We start from the raw sequence: 16764 nt of genomic DNA, 5'->3' as shown, positions 1-16764 counted from the left end.
GACCGAGAAGAGAGAGTGAGCCCGGCGCATGTCGCCACCCAACCTCACCCGCCGGCGGGCGGGCTGGCTGCTGGCCGGGGCGGCGATGCTGCTGGTCGCCGTCCTGCTGAGCCTGACCGTCGGCAGCCGCCAGATCGCCCCGGGGGACGCGCTGCAGGCTCTGTTCCACGACGGCGGCAGTGACGACGCCCAAGTGGTACGCGCGCTGCGGGTGCCCCGGACGGTGGTCGGCGTGCTCGCGGGCGCCGCGCTCGCTCTCGCGGGAACGGTCATGCAGGGGATCACCCGCAACCCCATCGCCGAACCGGGCATCCTCGGTGTGAGCCAGGGAGCCTCGGTCGGTGTGGTGACCGCCATCGCGTTCTTCGGGGTGCACTCGCTGAACGGCTACGTGTGGTTCGCGTTCGCCGGAGCGGCGGTGGCCGGGGTGGGGGTGTACGCGGTCGCCAGCGGCGGGCGCGGCGGGGCTTCGCCGGTCAAACTCGCCCTGGCGGGGGCCGCGATGAACGCGTTCCTCGCCTCGCTGGTGTCCGGGGTCGCCACCACCAACGCCCGCGCCCTGGACGAGTTCCGGTTCTGGCAGGTCGGCTCGATCGGTGGGCGCGACGGTGAAGTGATCCGCCAGGTCTGGCCGTTCGTGGTGGCCGGGATGATCCTGGTCGCGATGATCGCCCGTGGCCTGGACGCGCTCGCACTGGGCGACGACGCCGCGCGGAACCTGGGCAACAACGTCGGGCGGCTGCGGGCCCTCGGTGCGCTCGGTGCGCTCGTGCTCACCGGGGCGGCCGTGGCGTCGGTGGGCCCGATCGCCTTCACCGGTCTGGCCGTCCCGCACATCGCCCGTGCGCTGGTGGGGACGGCACACCGCTGGGTGCTGCCGCTGGCGGCCCTGCTGGGTCCGGTGATGATCCTCGGCTCCGACGTGCTGGGACGCGTTCTCTTTCCGCCTTCGGAGGTGCCGGTGGCGGTCATGACCGCCCTGATCGGTGTGCCGTTCCTGATCGCACTGGTCCGGCGCCGGAAGGTGGTGGCCGCGTGAGCGACGTCGAAGCCATCGTCGTTCCCCGTCCGCGCCCCGGCGGGCATGCCGTGCTGCGACGCGGGCGGGCGAGTTTCCTCGTGCACCGCCGGGCGGCCGTGGTCGCGGTGACGCTCGCGGTGCTGCTGGCGTGTGCGGTGGTGGCCTATCTGTGCGTCGGTGAATCGTTCGTGGCGCCGTCCGAGGTCGTACGCGTCCTGCTCGGCCGCCCCAGTCCCGACGAACTCGTGGTGGGCACGCTGCGGTTGCCGCGCCTGGTCGTGGGGCTCCTCGCGGGGGTGGCGTTCGGTGTCGCGGGGGCGCTGGTGCAGACCGTCGCCCGCAACCCGCTGGCCAGCCCCGACGTCATCGGCGTCACGCACGGGGCGGGTGCGGCCACGGTGGCGGCGCTGAGTTTCAACGCCGTCGCCGCCGACGCGCTGCCCTATGTCTCCGTGGCCGGTGGCCTGGCGGCGGCCCTGCTCGTGTACGTGTTCGCGTGGCGCGGCGGGCTGCACTCCTCGCGCTTCGTCCTGGTCGGCATCGGTGTGTCGGTCGCACTCGGCTCGCTGACCCAGCTGCTGCTGACCAAGGGCGACTATCTGGTGGCCCAGCAGGCCAAGGTCTGGCTCACCGGCTCGCTCAACAGCCGCGGTTACGAGGAGGCGGGCCCGCTCGCCCTCGTACTCCTGATCGGCCTGCCGGCGGCCCTGTGGGCGGCGCGGGCCCAGCGCGGCGCGTCGTTCGACGACGACACCGCGACCGCGCTCGGTGTACGCCTCGGCCGGGTCCGGCTCGGGCTCACCGTGCTCGGGGTCGTCCTGGCGTCGGTGGCCACCGGCGCGGTGGGCCCGGTCGATTTCGTGGCGCTGCTCGCCCCGCAGATCGCGCGCCGGCTGACCCGCACGGCCCAGACCCCGCTGCTGTCGTCGGCGTTGGCCGGGGCGCTGATCGTCGTGGTCGCCGACCTGCTGGCCCGCCGCCTCTTCTCCCCGGTCGAGCTGCCGACCGGTGTCCTCACCGCCGTGGTGGGCGCGCCGTACCTGATGTGGCTCATCGTCCGTACCCGTAGCCGATCCGGAGGCATCTCGTCATGAGCCGCCCGTCCGCCAGCCGACTCTCGGCGCACGACCTGACCCTCGCCTACGAGGACCGCACCGTCGTCGAGGGCCTGGACCTGGAGATACCCGACGCCAAGGTGACCATCGTCGTCGGGCCCAACGCCTGCGGGAAGTCCACGCTCCTGCGGGCGCTGGGCCGCCTCCTCAAACCGCGGCGCGGTGCCGTACTGCTGGACGGCGCCGAACTGGCCGGGCTCCCCGCGAAGGAGATCGCGCGGACCGTCGGGGTGCTCCCGCAGTCCCCCACGCCGCCCGACGGCATCACCGTCGCCGACCTCGTGGCGCGGGGCCGCCAGCCGCACCAGAAGTGGTGGCAGCAGTGGTCGGAGGCCGACGAGCACGCCGTGGGCGAGGCTCTGGAACGGACGAACACGGCGGCCCTCGCCGACCGTCCGGTGGACGAGCTCTCCGGCGGTCAGCGCCAGCGCGTCTGGATCGCGATGGCCCTGGCGCAGGACACCGAACTCCTGCTGCTGGACGAGCCCACGACGTATCTGGACGTCGCTCATCAGGTGGAGGTCCTGGACCTGGTGCGCCGTCTCAATCTGGAGCGCGGGCGCACCGTCGTCGCCGTGCTGCACGACCTGAACCAGGCCATCCGCTACGCCGATCACCTCGTCGCGATGAAGGACGGGCGCATCGTGGCCCAGGGAGCGCCGGACGAGGTCGTCACCGCGGAGATGGTGCGGGAGGTCTTCGGGCTGTCCTCCGTCATCATCCCGGACCCCGTCACGGGCGGCCGGCTCGTCGTCCCGGGGTACAGCTGGCAGCCGTCGACGGCGGCGGAGAAGACCGGCGCGCGCTGACGGGGGGCGGCCCCGGGTCCGGGGCGTCGAAACCCTGACGTTCCTCTGACCGCCGCCTGTCCGTTCCCCGACCGGGCGGAGGCGGAGTTCTGCGGGAGTCCTGAACCGGCACGCCTTGTCCCGTCCGGTGGGCGCACCGGATCCTGGAAGGGAGCCCGCGGTGGACCGACCAGAACGGGAACGCATGATGCTGACGACCACGGCACGCCCTTCACCGGGGACCGGCGCCCCCGGCCGTCTGTCGCCGGGGGTCCGCAGGATCACCCTCGACGCGGCCGGCATCCCGCTGTCCGCGCTGCTGAGCGAACCCTTGGACGGGCGTCCGGCGCGTGCGACCGTCGTCGCCCTGCACGGCGGCGGGATGAGCGCCGGGTACTTCGACGGGCAGGCCCATCCGGACGTCTCCCTGCTGACGCTCGGCGCCCGCCTCGGCTGCGCCGTGCTCGCGGTGGACCGGCCCGGATACGGCGCGTCGGCCCCGTGTCTGCCCGCCGGGCAGCCGCTGCTGGAGCAGGCGGCGACGGTCCGTGCGGCGCTCGCCGACGCGCGGGACCGGCATGTGTCCGGGCCGCTGTTCCTGCTCGCCCACTCCTTCGGCGGCAAGCTCGCCCTCGCTCTCGCCGCAGACGCCCCGTCCGGCGCCTTCGTCGGCCTGGACGTCTCCGGGTGCGGGCACCGGCCGGCCGCCTCCGCCGGGCTGCTCGGCCGCACCACGCGGACCGGTATGCGCCGGCTCAACTGGGGTCCGCTGCGGCTCTATCCCGCCGGGACCTTCCGCGAGAGCGGTGCGGTCGTCGCCCCGGTGCCCCGGCGGGAGGCCGAATCGGCGGTGGAGTGGGACACGCTGGCCCCCCGCCTGCTGCCCCGGGTACGGGTGCCGGTGCGCTTCACCTTCGCCGAGCACGAGGCGTGGTGGCGTCACGAGGACGCCGATCTGGCGGACCTGGCCGCGCAGTTCTCGGCGGCGCCACGGGTGCTGGTCGACCGGCTTCCGGCGGCCGGGCACAACATCAGCCTGGGGTCCGCCGCCCGCGCGTACCACCTGCGCGCCCTGGCCTTTCTCGACGAGTGCCTCGACGCCGGCGCCCGGGCCGCCGCACGGTGACCGCCGGCGCCCGGGCCTGCCCCTCCCGCGTGAGCGCTCACCCTCACGTGCGGCTGAGGATGCTGTCGCTGCCCGCCCCGGGTTCCCGGTTCCCCGTCCCTGGCTGCCTCGACGAGGCGGAGCGGGCCCGTGCCACCGGCTTCGCCGACCCGCGCGCCCGGCTTCGCTACGTCACCGCCCATGTCGCGCTGCGCGAGTTCCTCGCCGAGTACACCGGTACGGACGCGGCACGGCTGCGGTTCGGGCGCGACCGGCCGGGCGGCACGGGCGGAGGTCCGGGAGGGCGGCCGGTGCTGCTCGGCTTCCCGGAGGGGCCGCACTTCTCCCTCGCGCACAGCCATGACCTCATCGTGATCGCCGTCGCTGCCGTGGCCGTGGGCGTCGACGTGCAGCGCGTGCCGCGCCCCGGCTCGGTCGACGCGCTGCTGCCCCGGCTGCACCCGGCGGAACGCGAGGGACTGCTACGCCTTCCCCGGGCCGCGCGGGCAGCCGCCTTCGCCCGGCTGTGGACACGGAAGGAGGCCCATCTGAAGGGCCTCGGTACGGGCCTCGCACGCGGTCTGGCCACCGACTGCCTCCTGGACGGGGCGCAGCCGGCCGGCTGGCACGTCCGCGACGTCGCCGCTCCTCCCAGGTACGCGGCGGCGACCGCCGTCGCGTACCCCTTCCGCGCCTCGACCGGCACGCTACCCGCCGGCCACCGCACCGGCACGGCGTGAACCGGCGACCGAGTCGAGCAGTTCCCTCGTGTACGGGTGGGAGGGCTTGGCGAACACCTGCGCCACCGGACCCGACTCCACGAGCCGGCCGCCCCGCATCACCCCGACGTGGTGGGCGATGCCCCGGACCACGGCGAGGTCGTGCGAGATGAACAGGCAGCTCAGCCCCGACTCGTCCTGAAGCTCGATGAGCAGCTCCAGAATGCGGGCCTGCACCGAGACGTCGAGCGCCGACACGGGTTCGTCGCACACCACCAGATCGGGTCGCAGCGCCAGCGCGCGGGCGATGGCCACCCGCTGCCGCTGCCCGCCCGACAGCTCCCGCGGGCGCCGCCGGAGGGTACCGGCCGGGAGCCGCACGCGATCCAGGAGCGCCGCCGCCTCCCGGGTGCGCCCGGCCCGGTCGCCCACCCGGTACGCGCGCAGGGGCTCGGTGATGATGTCCCCCACCGTCAGACGCGGGTCGAGGGAGGCGTAAGGGCTCTGGTAGACGATCTGCATGCGGCGCCGCAGCCGGCGCAGCGCCTCTCCGCGCAGCGAGGTGATGTCCTCGCCGTCGAAGTGGACCGTGCCCGACGTCGGATCGGCGAGGCGGACGAGCAGCCGGGCGGTGGTCGACTTGCCCGAGCCGGACTCCCCGACCAGGGCGAACGTCTCACCCCTCCCGATGGCCAGGTCCACCGAGTCGACGGCCCGGAAGGGCTCCCGGCCGCGACGGCCCCGGGTGAACTCCTTCACCAGCCCCCGGGCCACCACCAGGTCCCGGGCGGCGGCCGCGGGCCGGACCGGCGGGGTGCGCTCCCGGACCGAGCCGAGACGGGGCGCGGAGCGCAGCAGTTCCCGGGTGACCGTGTGCCGGGGATCGCCCAGCACCTCGCCGACCGTCCCCGATTCCACGATCTCGCCCTGGGACATCACCCCCACGCGCTGGGCGCGGTCGGCGGCGACACCCAGGTCGTGGGTGATGAGCAGCACCGCCGTGCCCGTGCGGGCGACGAGTTCGTCCACGTGGTCGAGGAGAGCGCGCTGCACGGTGACGTCGAGCGCGCTGGTCGGCTCGTCGGCGATCAGCAGTTTCGGCCGGGCGGCGAGCGCGACCGCGATGAGCGCCCGCTGGCGCATCCCGCCGGAGAGTTCGTGGGGGTACTGCCGGGCCCGCAGGTGCGGCTGGGGCAGGCCCGCCTCGGCGAGCAGTTCGACGGCGCGTTCCGCGGCCTCGCGCCGGCCGGAGGCCAGCTTGTGGATCAGGAGCACTTCGCCGATCTGCGGGCCGATGCGGCGCACCGGGTTCAGCGACACCATGGGGTCCTGCGGGACGAAGCCGATGCCCCGGCCGCGGTGGCGGCGCATCTCCGGTTCGCCGGCCGCGGCGAGGTCGGTCGCGCCGAAGAGGACGCGGCCGGCCGTGACCGTCGCCCCGGGCGGCAGCAGGCCGGCGACGGCGTGGGCCGTCGTGGACTTGCCCGAGCCCGACTCCCCGACCAGGGCCACGACTTCGCCCGGTGCGACGGTGAGGGAGACCCCGCGCACCGCGTCCACCCGGCCCGTCCGCGTGCGGTAGGAGATCCTCAGGCCTTCTATGCCGAGCAGGGGACCGGATTCCCGGGCCGGTCCGGCCGGCGCTGTCGGGGGTGTCGTCATGGGGTGCTCTCCTTCGCCTCGCCGTCGAGGGCGCGGGCGATGCGGTTGGCGGCCAGGACCGTCGCCGCGAGGGCGAGTCCGGGCAGGGTGGTCAGCCACCAGGCGGTGGCCAGGTAGTCGCGGCCGCCGGCGACCAGCGACCCCCACTCGGGGGCGGGCGGGCGCGCCCCGTAACCGAGGAACGACAACGACGACACCTGGAGCACGACGCCGCCGAAGTCCACCGCCGCGTAGACGAGGACGGGCCCGGCCGCGTTCGGCAGGACGTGCCGCAGCAGCACCGCGTACCACCGGGTGCCACTGGCCCGAGCGGCCTCCACGTACGGGGACCGGGCGACCCGCAGGGCCTCGGCCCGCATGATCCGGGCGAACATGGCCACGCTCGTCACCCCGACGGCCACGGCGACCTGGACGGTTCCGAAGCCGAGGGCGGTGACCAGGGCGAGCGAGAGCAGCAGTCCCGGCACGGCGAAAAGTACGTCGGTGAGCCGCATCAGCGCACTGTCGGCCCACCCGCCGGCCGCACCGGCCACCAGCCCGGTCAGCGACCCCGCCACCAGGCCGACGAAGACGGCGAGTGCCGTCGCCCGCAGAGTGAGGGAGCTGCCGTGCACCAGCCGGGTGAACAGATCGCGGCCGAGCTGGTCGGTGCCCAGGAGGTGTTCCCCGTCGGGCGGCCGGAGCCGGTCGGCGGGCACCCCGGCCAGCGGATCGCGGCCGGTGAACAGGGCGGGGTGCAGCGCGGCGAGCAGGACCAGGGCGAGGAACACGACGGACAGGACGAGCCCGGGCCGGGCGAGCCAGAACCCGGCAGCCCGGCGCAGCCGCGAGGGCGCCTCCCGCGAGGCGCCCACGGAGGACGTGCCGGGCGCGGCGACGGGTGCCCCGCCGTCGGGGGACGTATCGAGTGCGCTCACGCGGTCACCGCCCTGGGGCCCGTCGCTGTGAGGCGGGGGTCGAGCACCGGGTGCAGGAGGTCCACGGCCAGGTTCGCCAGGACGAACGCGCACGCGCCGGACACCACGAGCCCCTGGACGACGGGGATGTCCTGCGCGGTCACGGCGGTCGCGGTCAGCCGGCCGATCCCGTTGCGGGAGAAGACGGTCTCCACCACCACGGAGCCCGCCAGCACATGGCCGACCAGCACCCCCACGACGGTGAGCGGCGCGAGCGCCGCGTTGCGGGCCGCGTGGGAGAAATGGACCCGGAGCCGGCTTGCTCCCTTGGCGACGGCCGTGTCGATGTACGGCTCGGCGAGTGCGGTGCGCAGGCTCTTCGCGAAGACCTGGGCGACCAGCGCGGCCGCCGGCAGCGCCAGCGTCACCGCCGGGAGCAGCAGCGAGGCGGCGCTCTCGTCCCCGAAGGCCGGTAACAGCCCCCAGCGGAAGGAGAGGAACTGGATGAGCACCAGGCCGACCCAGAAGGTGGGGGCGGCCACCCCCGCCGACGGGAGCGACAGCAGGAACTGCGCCGCCCACCGCCGGCGGGTGTACGTGCCGGCCAGGGCGACCCCGGCCCCCAGCGGCAGGGCCAGGGCCAGGGTGGCCCCCGTGAGCTCCAGCGTCGCGGGAGTCGCTTCCGCGATCATCCGTCCGACCGGTTCGCCGGTGTGGACGGAGGCGCCGAAGTCCCCGTGCAGGGCGTGCCCGAGCCTCGTCGCGTACTGCTCCGCCACCGGCCGGTCGAGACCGTACCGGGTGCGCAGCGAGGCGAGTTGTTCCGGGGTCACGGAGGTGCTGTCCCCGCCGCCGGCCGCCATGACGGTCACCGGGTCTCCGGGCAGCAGGTAGAGCACACCGAAGGACAGGGTGTAGGCGGCCCAGAGGACGAACACGGCCTGGGCGAGCCTGCGGACGACGTACGCGGCCATGGTCAGGACAGCCACGCGTCGTGGAACTGCGGGTACGACGTCGAGTCCAGGGTCAGGCCGTGCACCCTTTCGCCGATTCCGTAGACGCTCGCCATCTCGAACACCGGGATCTGGTAGCCCTGTTCCAGCACCCGGCGCTGCGCGGTCGCGACCAGTGCGGCCCGCTTCTCCGGGTCGCTCGCGGCGGCCTGCGCGTCCAGTGAGCTCTCCAGCCGGGGGTCGTCGATGCGGCCGAGGTTGAGCAGTTTGCCGGAGAACGCGGTGCGCAGGATGTCCGGGTCGTTGCGGGTGCCGTTGCCCCAGGCGAGGTCGTAGTCGCCCGCGCCGCGCGCCTGCTGGTAGTCCGGCAGGGAGAGCAGCTTGAGGGTGAGGCCGATCCCGGTCTTGCGCAGCTGCTGCTGGATCAGTTCCAGAACGGTCTGGTTGGGCCCGAAGTTCGCGCCCAGGATCACCTTCAGGTTCAGCTTCTTGCCGTTCTTCACCCGGATGCCGTCCGGGCCGGGCACCCAGCCTGCCGCGTCGAGGGTCTTTCCGGTCTTCCCGGGGTCGTGGGCGAGCAGCGCGCTGTTGTCGGCGTACGCGCCCGTGCTGCTGGACAGAGCGCTGGTCGCGGGGAGGTAGCTGGGGCTGAGGACGGTCTTCACGACCTCGTCCCGGTCCACGGCCGACTGGAGGGCGCGCCGCACGGCCGGGTCCTTCGTCAGCGGCCGCGCGGTGTTGACGCTGAGCGCGACGGGAACGCCGGGGTTGGGGCGGTCGAGGACGGTCAGCCGGTGCCCCGCGAGGGTCTCCTGGTCCTGCGGTGCGACGCCCGCGATCGCGTCGACCTGTCCGGAGTTCAGGCTGCCGCTGCGTACACCGGCTTCGGGGACCACTCGGAAGGTGAGCTTGTCCAGGTAGGCGGCTCCGGAGTGCTTCCAGAGCGAGGAGCCCCACGTGTAGCCGTCGCGCCTGGACAGTTCCACCGAGGTGTTCGGGGTGTAGCCGTCGAGGGTGAACGGGCCGGAGCCGATCAGTTTGGCGGTGCAGCGCCGGTCCGCGGGGAGTTTCAGGCTCGCGGGGGCCAGGAGCCCCAGTGTCGCCGTCGACGTGGCCTGGAGGAACTGGGCGTTGGGCCCCTTGAAGGTGACCTTGGCCGTGTACCGGTCGACGGCCTCGGTGCTGCGGTAGCCCTGGAGGTAGCCGGCGCCCAGCATCGACTTGGCGCCCAGGGCGGCGACGGCGTCCAGGTTGGCCTTGACGGCCTTGGCGTCGAGCGGGGTGCCGTCGGCGAAGGTGACGTCCTTGCGCAGGCTGAAGGTGAACTGCGAGGCGTCCGGGGAGATGTGCCACGAGCGCGCGATCCACGGCACGATCCGGCCCGTCCTCGGGTCCTGGTCGGTGAGCGAGTCCACGAAGGCGCGTGCCCCGTACAGGGCGTCGGTGGTCGTGGCCTGGTGCGGGTCGACGCAGCCGGGGTCCGCCGCCATCGCGAACCCGAGGTGGCCGCCGGACCGCGGCGTGGACGCCGCCTTGCCGGAGGGCCCGGATGCTCCGGAGCAGGCCGTCGCGGTGAGCGAGAGGACGAGCGAGGCGGCGAGGGCGGCCGCCGGGGAGCTCGCGAAGGGGCGCGAGGGCGCGGGACGTCTGGACATGAAGGTACGACTCCGGGTGAGCGAGAGCGGAAACGAGGAGACCGGGCCGGGCCCGTACGGGTGACGGGCGGCCGGACCGGACGTGGGAGACGCGGGCGCGAGGGGCCCCGCGTGCCGGTCCGCGTGCGGCTGGACCGGGTTGTGGGCGCGGTCGGCGCGGGCCCGCGTGGGACACGCGTGCCCGTGCGTCGTGCGGGAGGTGGGGTCAGTGCCCCGGACAGAGGAAGCCGGCGAGGCGTTGCAGATCGATGTGCCGACGGGTCGTCAGCGGTACCCGCTCAGACACGGCCCATCCTGAAGCCGACACCGCGGACGGTGATGATCCAGTCGGGTGAGCCGAGCTTGGAACGGACCGCACTCACGTGGGTGTCGATCGTCCGGCTGGCCCGGCCGCCGGGGGCATGACGTCCCGGGAACCCCCACACCGCGGCCATCAGCGAGGCCCGGGAGTGCACGGTGTGCGGCTCCGACGCGAGCCTGTGGAGCAGGTCGAACTCCTTGAGGGTGAGGCCGATCAGCCGGCCGTTGAGCCGCACCTCCCGCGTCTCCGGATCGATGCACAGCGAACCGTGCGCGATCGCCGCCGCCCGCGTGCTCCGTGCCGGCAGCGGCCGGGACCGCCGGAGTACGGCGTCGATGCGGGCGAGGAGCTCGCGGAACCCGTAGGGCTTCGCCATGCAGTCGTCGCAGCCCGCCTGCAGGCACAGAATCCGGTCGAGTTTCATCCCGGCATCCGTGAAAGCGATGACAGGGATTTCGCTGGCCGCCCGGACGGCCCGGCAGACCTCCAGGCCATCGATGTCGGGCAGGAGGAGATCGATCAGAAAGAGGTCGAATTTCTCGTGCTTTTCCAGAGCTTCGGCGCCCGTCGCACAGATCTCCACGTCATACCCGTGACGCTGCAGCTGAGTACTCAACGTGTTTCCGTTCGACCTGTCGGAATCAACGACCAGGACGCGCATCAATTCCCCCGTTCCATGGTGCGGGCGCAGCACCGAAGTTACGGGCCTCAGGCTAGACACCCGGCCACGCACCTGACTGTGAGCGAGGTCACAGGAAGGGGCGCGAGGGGGTGTCCTGCGCCTTTCTCAACAGGGATTTGTACTTCCCCTGACATTTCCTTGGCCCCGGCCGCGCAGTCGGCCGGGCGCCGGGCTTTCCCCGGCCGCGGGAATGTCAGACATCCGTCCCGCCGACTTGACGATCGCTTCACATCTCCTTGCGCAGGACCTTGACGTTTCCGCCTTGAAAACAAAAAGTGCGGCGACCGAGGATGTTTCACGTCAGCAGGGATCGAACGGACCTTCAGTCGGGAGACTCCATGGATGCTTCGGTCATCATTGTCGGAGCGGGACCGGCAGGACTCGTACTCGCCGGTGAATTACGTCTGGCCGGAATCGATGTCATCGTCGTCGAACGCCTTTCCCGGCGTACCGGGGAATCGCGGGGACTGGGTTTCACCATCCGTACGACGGAAAGTCTCGACCAGCGCGGCCTGTTGTCCCGCTTCGGCGAACTGGACACCAGCACCACCCGGGGCCACTTCGGCGGCGTCCCGCTGGACCTGGCCGTCCTCGGCGGCGCGCATCCCGCCGCCCGCGGCATCCCGCAGTCCGTCACCGAGACGGTCCTGGAGGGCTGGGCGCGGGAACTGGGCGCCGACATCAGGCGCGGTCAGGAGTTCCTGTCGCTCCAGGACACCGGCGAGGCGGTCTCCGTACGCGTCAGGGCGGGCGACCGGGAAACCACGCTCACCGCGCGCTATCTCGTCGCGGCGGACGGCGGACGCAGCACGGTCCGCAAAGCGGCCGGCTTCGACTTCCCCGGCACCGAGGCCACCACGGAACTGCTCCTCGCCGACATCAGGGGCGTGGACGTGGCCCCCCGGGCGACCGGGCAGAGCCTCGCCGGCGGCATGGTCATGGCCGCCCCGCTCGGCGACGGCCTGCACCGCGTCATCGTCGGCGAACGCGGTGCCCTGCCCGGGCGGCGCACCGGGCCGCCCTCCTTCCACGAGGTCGCCGACGTGTGGAAGCGCCTCACGGGCGGCGACATCTCGGGGGCCGACGCCGTGTGGGTGTCCGCGTTCACCGACGCGACCCGTCAGGCGTCCGAGTACCGGCGGGGCCGCGTCCTGCTGACCGGGGACGCGGCCCACATCCACCTGCCGGCGGGCGGACAGGGCATGAACACCTCCATCCAGGACTCGTTCAACCTCGGCTGGAAGCTCGCCGCCGTCCTGCGCGGGACGGCTTCCGCCACCCTGCTCGACACCTACCACTCGGAACGCCACCGGGTGGGGCGGCAGCTCCTGGCCGACACCCGCGCGCAGAGCCTCCTCATCCTCGGCGGCGACGACGTGCAACCGCTGCGGGACGTCCTGTCCGAACTCCTCCCGTACGGCGAGGTGGCCCGCCACCTGGCCGCCAAGGTCAGCGGGACCGACATCCGGTACGACGTCGGCACGGGCTCCCACCCGTTGCTCGGCGCCCGCATGCCCCATCTGGAACTGACCACCCGGGCCGGGCGCACCAGCTCCACCGCCCTGCTCCGCTCCGGCCGCGGGGTGTTGCTGGACCTCACGGACAACCTCTGGCCGCGCCGCAGGGCAGCCCGCTGGCGGGACAGGATCGACGTGGTCACCGGCGCCCCGCACGGATCCGTGCCCGCCGGCCTCACCGGCACCACCGCGGTCCTGCTGCGCCCGGACGGTTACGTCGCCTGGGCCGCCCCCGGCAGCCACCACGATCTGCCCACCGCGCTGGACCGCTGGTTCGGACCGGCCTGACCCCGACCGCTCTCAGAGAGGCCACCATGCACAGCAACCTCATCGTCGCCCGGATGGAGATCGGAAGCGCCGACGAAGTCGCCCGTCTCTTCGGCGAGTTCGACACCACCGACATGCCGCACCGGATGGGCACCCGCCGCCGCCAGCTGTTCGCGTACCGCGGGCTCTACTTCCACCTGCAGGACTTCGACGGCGAGGACGGCGGCGAGCGCATCGAGGCCGCCAAGTCGGACAGCCGGTTCATCGGCATCAGCGACGACCTCAAGCCCCACATCGCGGCCTACGACCCCGCCACCTGGCGCTCGCCGGCCGATGCCCTGGCCCAGCGCTTCTACCACTGGAGCGCCACGTGACCGCCACCCCGCCCGGACAGGAACGCCGTGTCGTCATCACCGGGGTGGGCGTCACCGCTCCCGGCGGCCTCGGCACCAAGGACTTCTGGCGGCTGATCTCCGACGGCCGGACCGCGACGCGACGGATCTCCCTCTTCGACCCCTCGCCGTTCCGCTCCCAGGTCGCGGCGGAGGTCGACTTCGACCCCGAGCTCGCCGGGCTCGGCCCGCAGGAGGTCAGGCGGATGGACCGGGCCGCCCAGTTCGCCGTCGTCACCGCCCGCGAGGCCGTGCACGACAGCGGGCTCGACTTCACGGCTCTGGACCCCGTGCGCACCGGGGTCACCATCGGCAGCGCCGTCGGCGCCACCACCGGCCTCGACCAGGAGTACCGCACGGTCAGCGACGGCGGCAGGCTCGACCTGGTCGACCACCGCTACGCCGTGCCGCACCTCTACAACTTCCTGGTCCCGAGCTCCTTCGCCACGGAGGTCGCCTGGGCCGTCGGCGCCGAGGGCCCGGGCACGGTCGTCTCCACCGGGTGCACCTCCGGGCTGGACGCCGTCGGCCACGCCGCCGGGGTCATCAGGGACGGTCTGGCCGACGTGATGGTGGCCGGCGCCACCGACGCCCCCATCTCCCCCATCACGGTGGCCTGCTTCGACGCCATCAAGGCCACCACCCCCCGCAACGACGACCCCGGACACGCCTCCCGCCCCTTCGACTCCAGCCGCAACGGTTTCGTCCTCGGTGAGGGCGCCGCCGTCTTCGTCCTGGAGGAGCTCGCCGGCGCACGGCGCAGAGGGGCCCACATCTATGCCGAGGTGGCCGGCTACGCCACCCGGTCCAACGCCTTCCACATGACCGGGCTGCGGCCCGACGGCAAGGAGATGGCCGAGGCGATCCGGGTGGCCCTGGACGAGGCACGGCTGGACGCCGAGGACATCGACTACATCAACGCCCACGGCTCCGGAACGAAGCAGAACGACCGCCACGAGACCGCGGCGTTCAAGCGGAGCCTGGGCGCGCACGCCTACCGGACTCCCGTCTCCTCCATCAAGTCGATGGTCGGCCACTCACTCGGTGCCATCGGATCGATCGAGGTCGCCGCGTCCGTGCTCGCGATGGAGCACCACGTCGTCCCGCCCACGGCCAACCTCCACAACCCCGACCCCGAGTGCGACCTCGACTACGTGCCCCTGACCGCCCGCGACCGGCGGACCGACGCGGTGCTGTCCGTCGGCAGCGGCTTCGGCGGCTTCCAGAGCGCGGTCGTCCTCGCCCGCCCCGATCGGAGCACCCGATGAGCGCCCGGACGGTCGTCACCGGAATCGGCGTCGCCGCCCCCAACGGACTCGGCCTGGAGACCTACTGGCAGGCCACCCTCGCGGGACGGCGGGCCATCGCCCCGCTGACCCGGTTCGACCCCGCGTCCTACCCCTCCCGGCTGGCCGGCGAGATCAGCGGCTTCGAAGCCGCGGAGCTGCTGCCGGGGCGGCTCCTGCCGCAGACCGACCGGATGACGCGGATCTCGCTCGTCGGAGCCGACTGGGCCCTGGCGGACGCGGACGTCACCCCCGGCGAGCTGCCCGACTACGACGTCGGCGTGATCACCGCCGGCCACTCCGGCGGCTTCGAGTTCGGCCAGAACGAGCTCAAGGCCCTGTGGAGCAAGGGCGGCAGCTACGTCTCGGCCTACCAGTCGTTCGCCTGGTTCTACGCGGTCAACAGCGGGCAGATCTCCATCCGCACCGGTGCCCGGGGCCCGAGCAGCGTCGTCGTCAGCGACCAGGCCGGCGGCCTCGACGCCCTCGCCCAGGCCCGGCGCCAGGTCCGTAAGGGAACCCCCGTCCTGATCGCCGGCGCCGTGGACGCCTCCCTGTGCTCCTGGGGATGGGTGGCGCAGATCGCCGGAGGCCGGCTCACCACATCCGACGACCCCGAGCGCGCCTACCTCCCCTTCGACAGCGAAGCCTCCGGGCACGTGCCGGGAGAGGGAGGGGCCATCCTCGTCGTCGAGGACGCCGAGCACGCCCGCCGCCGGAACGCCCCCCGGGTATACGGGGAGATCACCGGCCACGCCGCCACGATGGACCCGCGCCCCGGCAGCGGGCGGGCCCCCGGGCTCCAGCGTGCGATCGAACTGGCCCTGGCCGACGCCGGGACCGAACCGGCCGACGTCGACGTCGTGTTCGCCGACGCCGCCGCCGTCCCGGAACTCGACCGGGCGGAGGCCGAGGCACTCACCAAGGTCTTCGGGCCGCGCGGGGTGCCGGTCACCGCCCCCAAGACGATGACCGGCCGGCTGTACTCCGGCGCGGCGCCGCTCGACGTCGCCACCGCTCTGCTCTCCCTGCGGGACGGTGTCATTCCGCCGACCGTCGGCTCCACCCTCGCCGAGCGGTACGAGATCGACCTCGTCGGGCCCCGCCCCCGTCCCGCCTCGCTGCGCACCGCACTGGTCCTCGCCCGTGGACAGGGCGGCTTCAACTCCGCCCTCGTCGTGCGCCGCACCGACGGCGCGGGGTGACGCGCCCGTACGCCGCGCCCCCGCTCCCCCGACCACCGGCGCCGGCCGCTGCTGCGCGCCGCACCACCGTCCGTAACGCCCCCACGCCACGAAAGGCTCCGCCATGTCCGTGCCCGGTACCCACACCGTCTTCGTCCTGGACGACCTGCGCCGCATCCTCCGGGAGGCCGCCGGCGCCGAGGAGGGGGTCGACCTCGACGCCGACATCCTCGACACCACCTTCGACGCCCTCGGCTACGAGTCGCTCGCCCTGCTGGAGACGGGCGGCCGGATCGAGCGCGAGTACGGCATCGCGCTGGACGACGACACCCTGACCGACGCAGACACCCCCCGCGCGCTGATCGACGTGGTCAACGCGCAGCTGTCCGCGGCCCGCACCGTCTGAGGAGACCTCATGAGCCAGCACACCGGCCCCGTGGCCCTCGTCACCGGCGCCACCAGCGGCATCGGCCTCGCCGTCGCCCGGCTGCTCGCCGGCCAGGGCCACCGGGTCTTCATCGGGGCCCGTAACGGCGACAACGTCGCCGCCACCGTCAAGGAACTGCGGGCGGAGGGGCTGGACGTCGACGGCACCACCCTGGACGTCCGGTCCGCCGACGACGTGCGCACGTTCGTCGGAGCGGCCGTGGACCGCTACGGCACGGTCGACGTCCTCGTCAACAACGCCGGCCGCAGCGGCGGAGGCGTGACCGCGGACATCGCCGACGACCTCTGGGAGGACGTCATCGACACCAACCTCACCAGCGTCTTCCGCGTCACCCGGGAAGTCCTGAACGCAGGTGGCCTGCGGCAGAAGGACCGGGGCCGGATCATCAACATCGCGTCCACCGCCGGCAAGCAGGGCGTCGTCCTCGGCGCCCCCTACTCGGCCTCCAAGCACGGCGTGGTCGGCTTCACCAAGGCACTCGGCAACGAACTGGCCCCGACCGGGATCACCGTCAACGCCGTCTGCCCCGGCTATGTGGAGACGCCGATGGCCCAGCGCGTACGCGAAGGCTACGCCGCCGCCTACGAGACCACCGAGGACGCGGTCCTGGAGAGGTTCAACGCCAAGATCCCGCTCGGCCGCTACTCCACCCCCGAGGAGGTCGCCGGTCTCGTCGGCTATCTGGTGTCCGACACCGCCGCCTCCATCACCGCGCAGGCCCTCAACGTCTGCGGCGGCCTCGGCAACTTCTGACTCGCCCCCACATCGCCTCA

Annotated in this window: 17 protein-coding genes; 11 read left to right on the top strand and 6 right to left on the bottom strand. The window is 73.2% G+C overall.

What is annotated here, in order from left to right:
- The first annotated feature begins 28 nt into the window (after nucleotides 1-28).
- The 5 genes from ACLQ2N_RS12635 (at nucleotide 29) to ACLQ2N_RS12615 (ending at nucleotide 4769) form a co-directional block, all read left to right on the top strand.
- Nucleotides 29-1039 carry a FecCD family ABC transporter permease gene (locus ACLQ2N_RS12635; RefSeq protein WP_425812148.1) on the top strand — a complete coding sequence of 337 codons (1011 nt, stop codon included), beginning with the start codon at nucleotides 29-31 and terminating at the stop codon, nucleotides 1037-1039.
- Nucleotides 1036-2115 (top strand): FecCD family ABC transporter permease, encoded by a 1080-nt coding sequence (locus ACLQ2N_RS12630; RefSeq protein WP_425812146.1) that lies wholly within the window; start codon nucleotides 1036-1038, stop codon nucleotides 2113-2115. The genes ACLQ2N_RS12635 and ACLQ2N_RS12630 overlap by 4 nt, the downstream gene beginning before the upstream one ends.
- Nucleotides 2112-2945: an ABC transporter ATP-binding protein gene (locus ACLQ2N_RS12625; RefSeq protein ID WP_425812144.1), complete on the top strand. Its 834-nt coding sequence runs from the start codon at nucleotides 2112-2114 to the stop codon at nucleotides 2943-2945. The genes ACLQ2N_RS12630 and ACLQ2N_RS12625 overlap by 4 nt, the downstream gene beginning before the upstream one ends.
- 184 nt (nucleotides 2946-3129) lie before the next feature.
- Nucleotides 3130-4050, top strand: coding sequence for an alpha/beta hydrolase (locus ACLQ2N_RS12620; protein WP_425812365.1), 921 nt, complete (start codon nucleotides 3130-3132; stop codon nucleotides 4048-4050).
- 29 nt (nucleotides 4051-4079) lie between these two features.
- Nucleotides 4080-4769: a 4'-phosphopantetheinyl transferase family protein gene (locus tag ACLQ2N_RS12615; RefSeq protein ID WP_425812142.1), complete on the top strand. Its 690-nt coding sequence runs from the start codon at nucleotides 4080-4082 to the stop codon at nucleotides 4767-4769.
- Here ACLQ2N_RS12615 and ACLQ2N_RS12610 read toward each other — a convergent pair.
- The 6 genes from ACLQ2N_RS12610 to ACLQ2N_RS12585 form a co-directional block, all read right to left on the bottom strand.
- Nucleotides 4737-6410, bottom strand: coding sequence for a dipeptide ABC transporter ATP-binding protein (locus ACLQ2N_RS12610; RefSeq protein WP_425812140.1), 1674 nt, complete (start codon nucleotides 6408-6410; stop codon nucleotides 4737-4739). The two genes, ACLQ2N_RS12615 and ACLQ2N_RS12610, sit on opposite strands and share 33 nt — an antisense overlap.
- Entirely contained in the window at nucleotides 6407-7327 is a 921-nt protein-coding gene (locus ACLQ2N_RS12605) for an ABC transporter permease (RefSeq protein WP_425812138.1), read from the bottom strand. The genes ACLQ2N_RS12610 and ACLQ2N_RS12605 overlap by 4 nt, the downstream gene beginning before the upstream one ends.
- On the bottom strand, nucleotides 7324-8280 hold the full coding sequence (locus ACLQ2N_RS12600) for an ABC transporter permease (RefSeq protein WP_425812363.1): 957 nt from the start codon (nucleotides 8278-8280) through the stop codon (nucleotides 7324-7326). The genes ACLQ2N_RS12605 and ACLQ2N_RS12600 overlap by 4 nt, the downstream gene beginning before the upstream one ends.
- Before the next feature lie 2 nt (nucleotides 8281-8282).
- Complete coding sequence (locus ACLQ2N_RS12595) at nucleotides 8283-9914, bottom strand: ABC transporter substrate-binding protein (protein ID WP_425812136.1); 1632 nt, start codon at nucleotides 9912-9914, stop codon at nucleotides 8283-8285.
- 205 nt (nucleotides 9915-10119) lie between these two features.
- Nucleotides 10120-10200, bottom strand: a complete 81-nt coding sequence (locus ACLQ2N_RS12590) for a putative leader peptide (RefSeq protein WP_365677897.1) — start codon at nucleotides 10198-10200, stop codon at nucleotides 10120-10122.
- Nucleotides 10193-10876 carry a response regulator transcription factor gene (locus ACLQ2N_RS12585; RefSeq protein WP_425812134.1) on the bottom strand — a complete coding sequence of 228 codons (684 nt, stop codon included), beginning with the start codon at nucleotides 10874-10876 and terminating at the stop codon, nucleotides 10193-10195. The genes ACLQ2N_RS12590 and ACLQ2N_RS12585 overlap by 8 nt, the downstream gene beginning before the upstream one ends.
- Nucleotides 10877-11235: 359 nt before the next feature.
- On the opposite strand from ACLQ2N_RS12585, the gene ACLQ2N_RS12580 reads away from it, so the two are divergent.
- The 6 genes from ACLQ2N_RS12580 to fabG all read left to right on the top strand — a co-directional run bounded on the left by ACLQ2N_RS12580 (nucleotide 11236) and on the right by fabG (nucleotide 16744).
- Nucleotides 11236-12702, top strand: a complete 1467-nt coding sequence (locus tag ACLQ2N_RS12580) for an FAD-dependent monooxygenase (protein WP_425812132.1) — start codon at nucleotides 11236-11238, stop codon at nucleotides 12700-12702.
- 26 nt (nucleotides 12703-12728) lie between these two features.
- Nucleotides 12729-13055, top strand: coding sequence for a TcmI family type II polyketide cyclase (locus ACLQ2N_RS12575; RefSeq protein ID WP_018103046.1), 327 nt, complete (start codon nucleotides 12729-12731; stop codon nucleotides 13053-13055).
- Complete coding sequence (locus ACLQ2N_RS12570; RefSeq protein WP_425812130.1) at nucleotides 13052-14341, top strand: beta-ketoacyl-[acyl-carrier-protein] synthase family protein; 1290 nt, start codon at nucleotides 13052-13054, stop codon at nucleotides 14339-14341. Before ACLQ2N_RS12575 ends, ACLQ2N_RS12570 begins: the two co-directional genes overlap by 4 nt.
- Complete coding sequence (locus ACLQ2N_RS12565; protein ID WP_425812128.1) at nucleotides 14338-15564, top strand: ketosynthase chain-length factor; 1227 nt, start codon at nucleotides 14338-14340, stop codon at nucleotides 15562-15564. Before ACLQ2N_RS12570 ends, ACLQ2N_RS12565 begins: the two co-directional genes overlap by 4 nt.
- A 103-nt stretch (nucleotides 15565-15667) precedes the next feature.
- Nucleotides 15668-15949, top strand: a complete 282-nt coding sequence (locus ACLQ2N_RS12560) for an acyl carrier protein (protein ID WP_425812126.1) — start codon at nucleotides 15668-15670, stop codon at nucleotides 15947-15949.
- Between the two features lie 9 nt (nucleotides 15950-15958).
- Complete coding sequence (fabG, locus tag ACLQ2N_RS12555) at nucleotides 15959-16744, top strand: 3-oxoacyl-ACP reductase FabG (RefSeq protein WP_425812124.1); 786 nt, start codon at nucleotides 15959-15961, stop codon at nucleotides 16742-16744.
- The last annotated feature ends 20 nt before the right edge of the window (nucleotides 16745-16764 follow it).

It is taken from the genome of Streptomyces sp. DT224 (assembly GCF_049844595.1).
In the GTDB taxonomy this organism is placed as follows: Bacteria; Actinomycetota; Actinomycetes; order Streptomycetales; family Streptomycetaceae; genus Streptomyces.
This window is presented reverse-complemented; position numbering and strand designations above follow the sequence as displayed.

Coding starts and splice junctions, on each gene's coding strand:
- ACLQ2N_RS12635 (WP_425812148.1), top strand. CDS start 29: ATGTCGCCACCCAACCTCACCCGCCGGCGGGCGGGCTGGCTGCTGGCC.
- ACLQ2N_RS12625 (WP_425812144.1), top strand. CDS start 2,112: ATGAGCCGCCCGTCCGCCAGCCGACTCTCGGCGCACGACCTGACCCTC.
- ACLQ2N_RS12620 (WP_425812365.1), top strand. CDS start 3,130: ATGATGCTGACGACCACGGCACGCCCTTCACCGGGGACCGGCGCCCCC.
- ACLQ2N_RS12610 (WP_425812140.1), bottom strand. CDS start 6,410: ATGACGACACCCCCGACAGCGCCGGCCGGACCGGCCCGGGAATCCGGT.
- ACLQ2N_RS12600 (WP_425812363.1), bottom strand. CDS start 8,280: ATGGCCGCGTACGTCGTCCGCAGGCTCGCCCAGGCCGTGTTCGTCCTC.
- ACLQ2N_RS12595 (WP_425812136.1), bottom strand. CDS start 9,914: ATGTCCAGACGTCCCGCGCCCTCGCGCCCCTTCGCGAGCTCCCCGGCG.
- ACLQ2N_RS12585 (WP_425812134.1), bottom strand. CDS start 10,876: ATGCGCGTCCTGGTCGTTGATTCCGACAGGTCGAACGGAAACACGTTG.
- ACLQ2N_RS12580 (WP_425812132.1), top strand. CDS start 11,236: ATGGATGCTTCGGTCATCATTGTCGGAGCGGGACCGGCAGGACTCGTA.
- ACLQ2N_RS12575 (WP_018103046.1), top strand. CDS start 12,729: ATGCACAGCAACCTCATCGTCGCCCGGATGGAGATCGGAAGCGCCGAC.
- ACLQ2N_RS12565 (WP_425812128.1), top strand. CDS start 14,338: ATGAGCGCCCGGACGGTCGTCACCGGAATCGGCGTCGCCGCCCCCAAC.
- ACLQ2N_RS12560 (WP_425812126.1), top strand. CDS start 15,668: ATGTCCGTGCCCGGTACCCACACCGTCTTCGTCCTGGACGACCTGCGC.
- fabG (WP_425812124.1), top strand. CDS start 15,959: ATGAGCCAGCACACCGGCCCCGTGGCCCTCGTCACCGGCGCCACCAGC.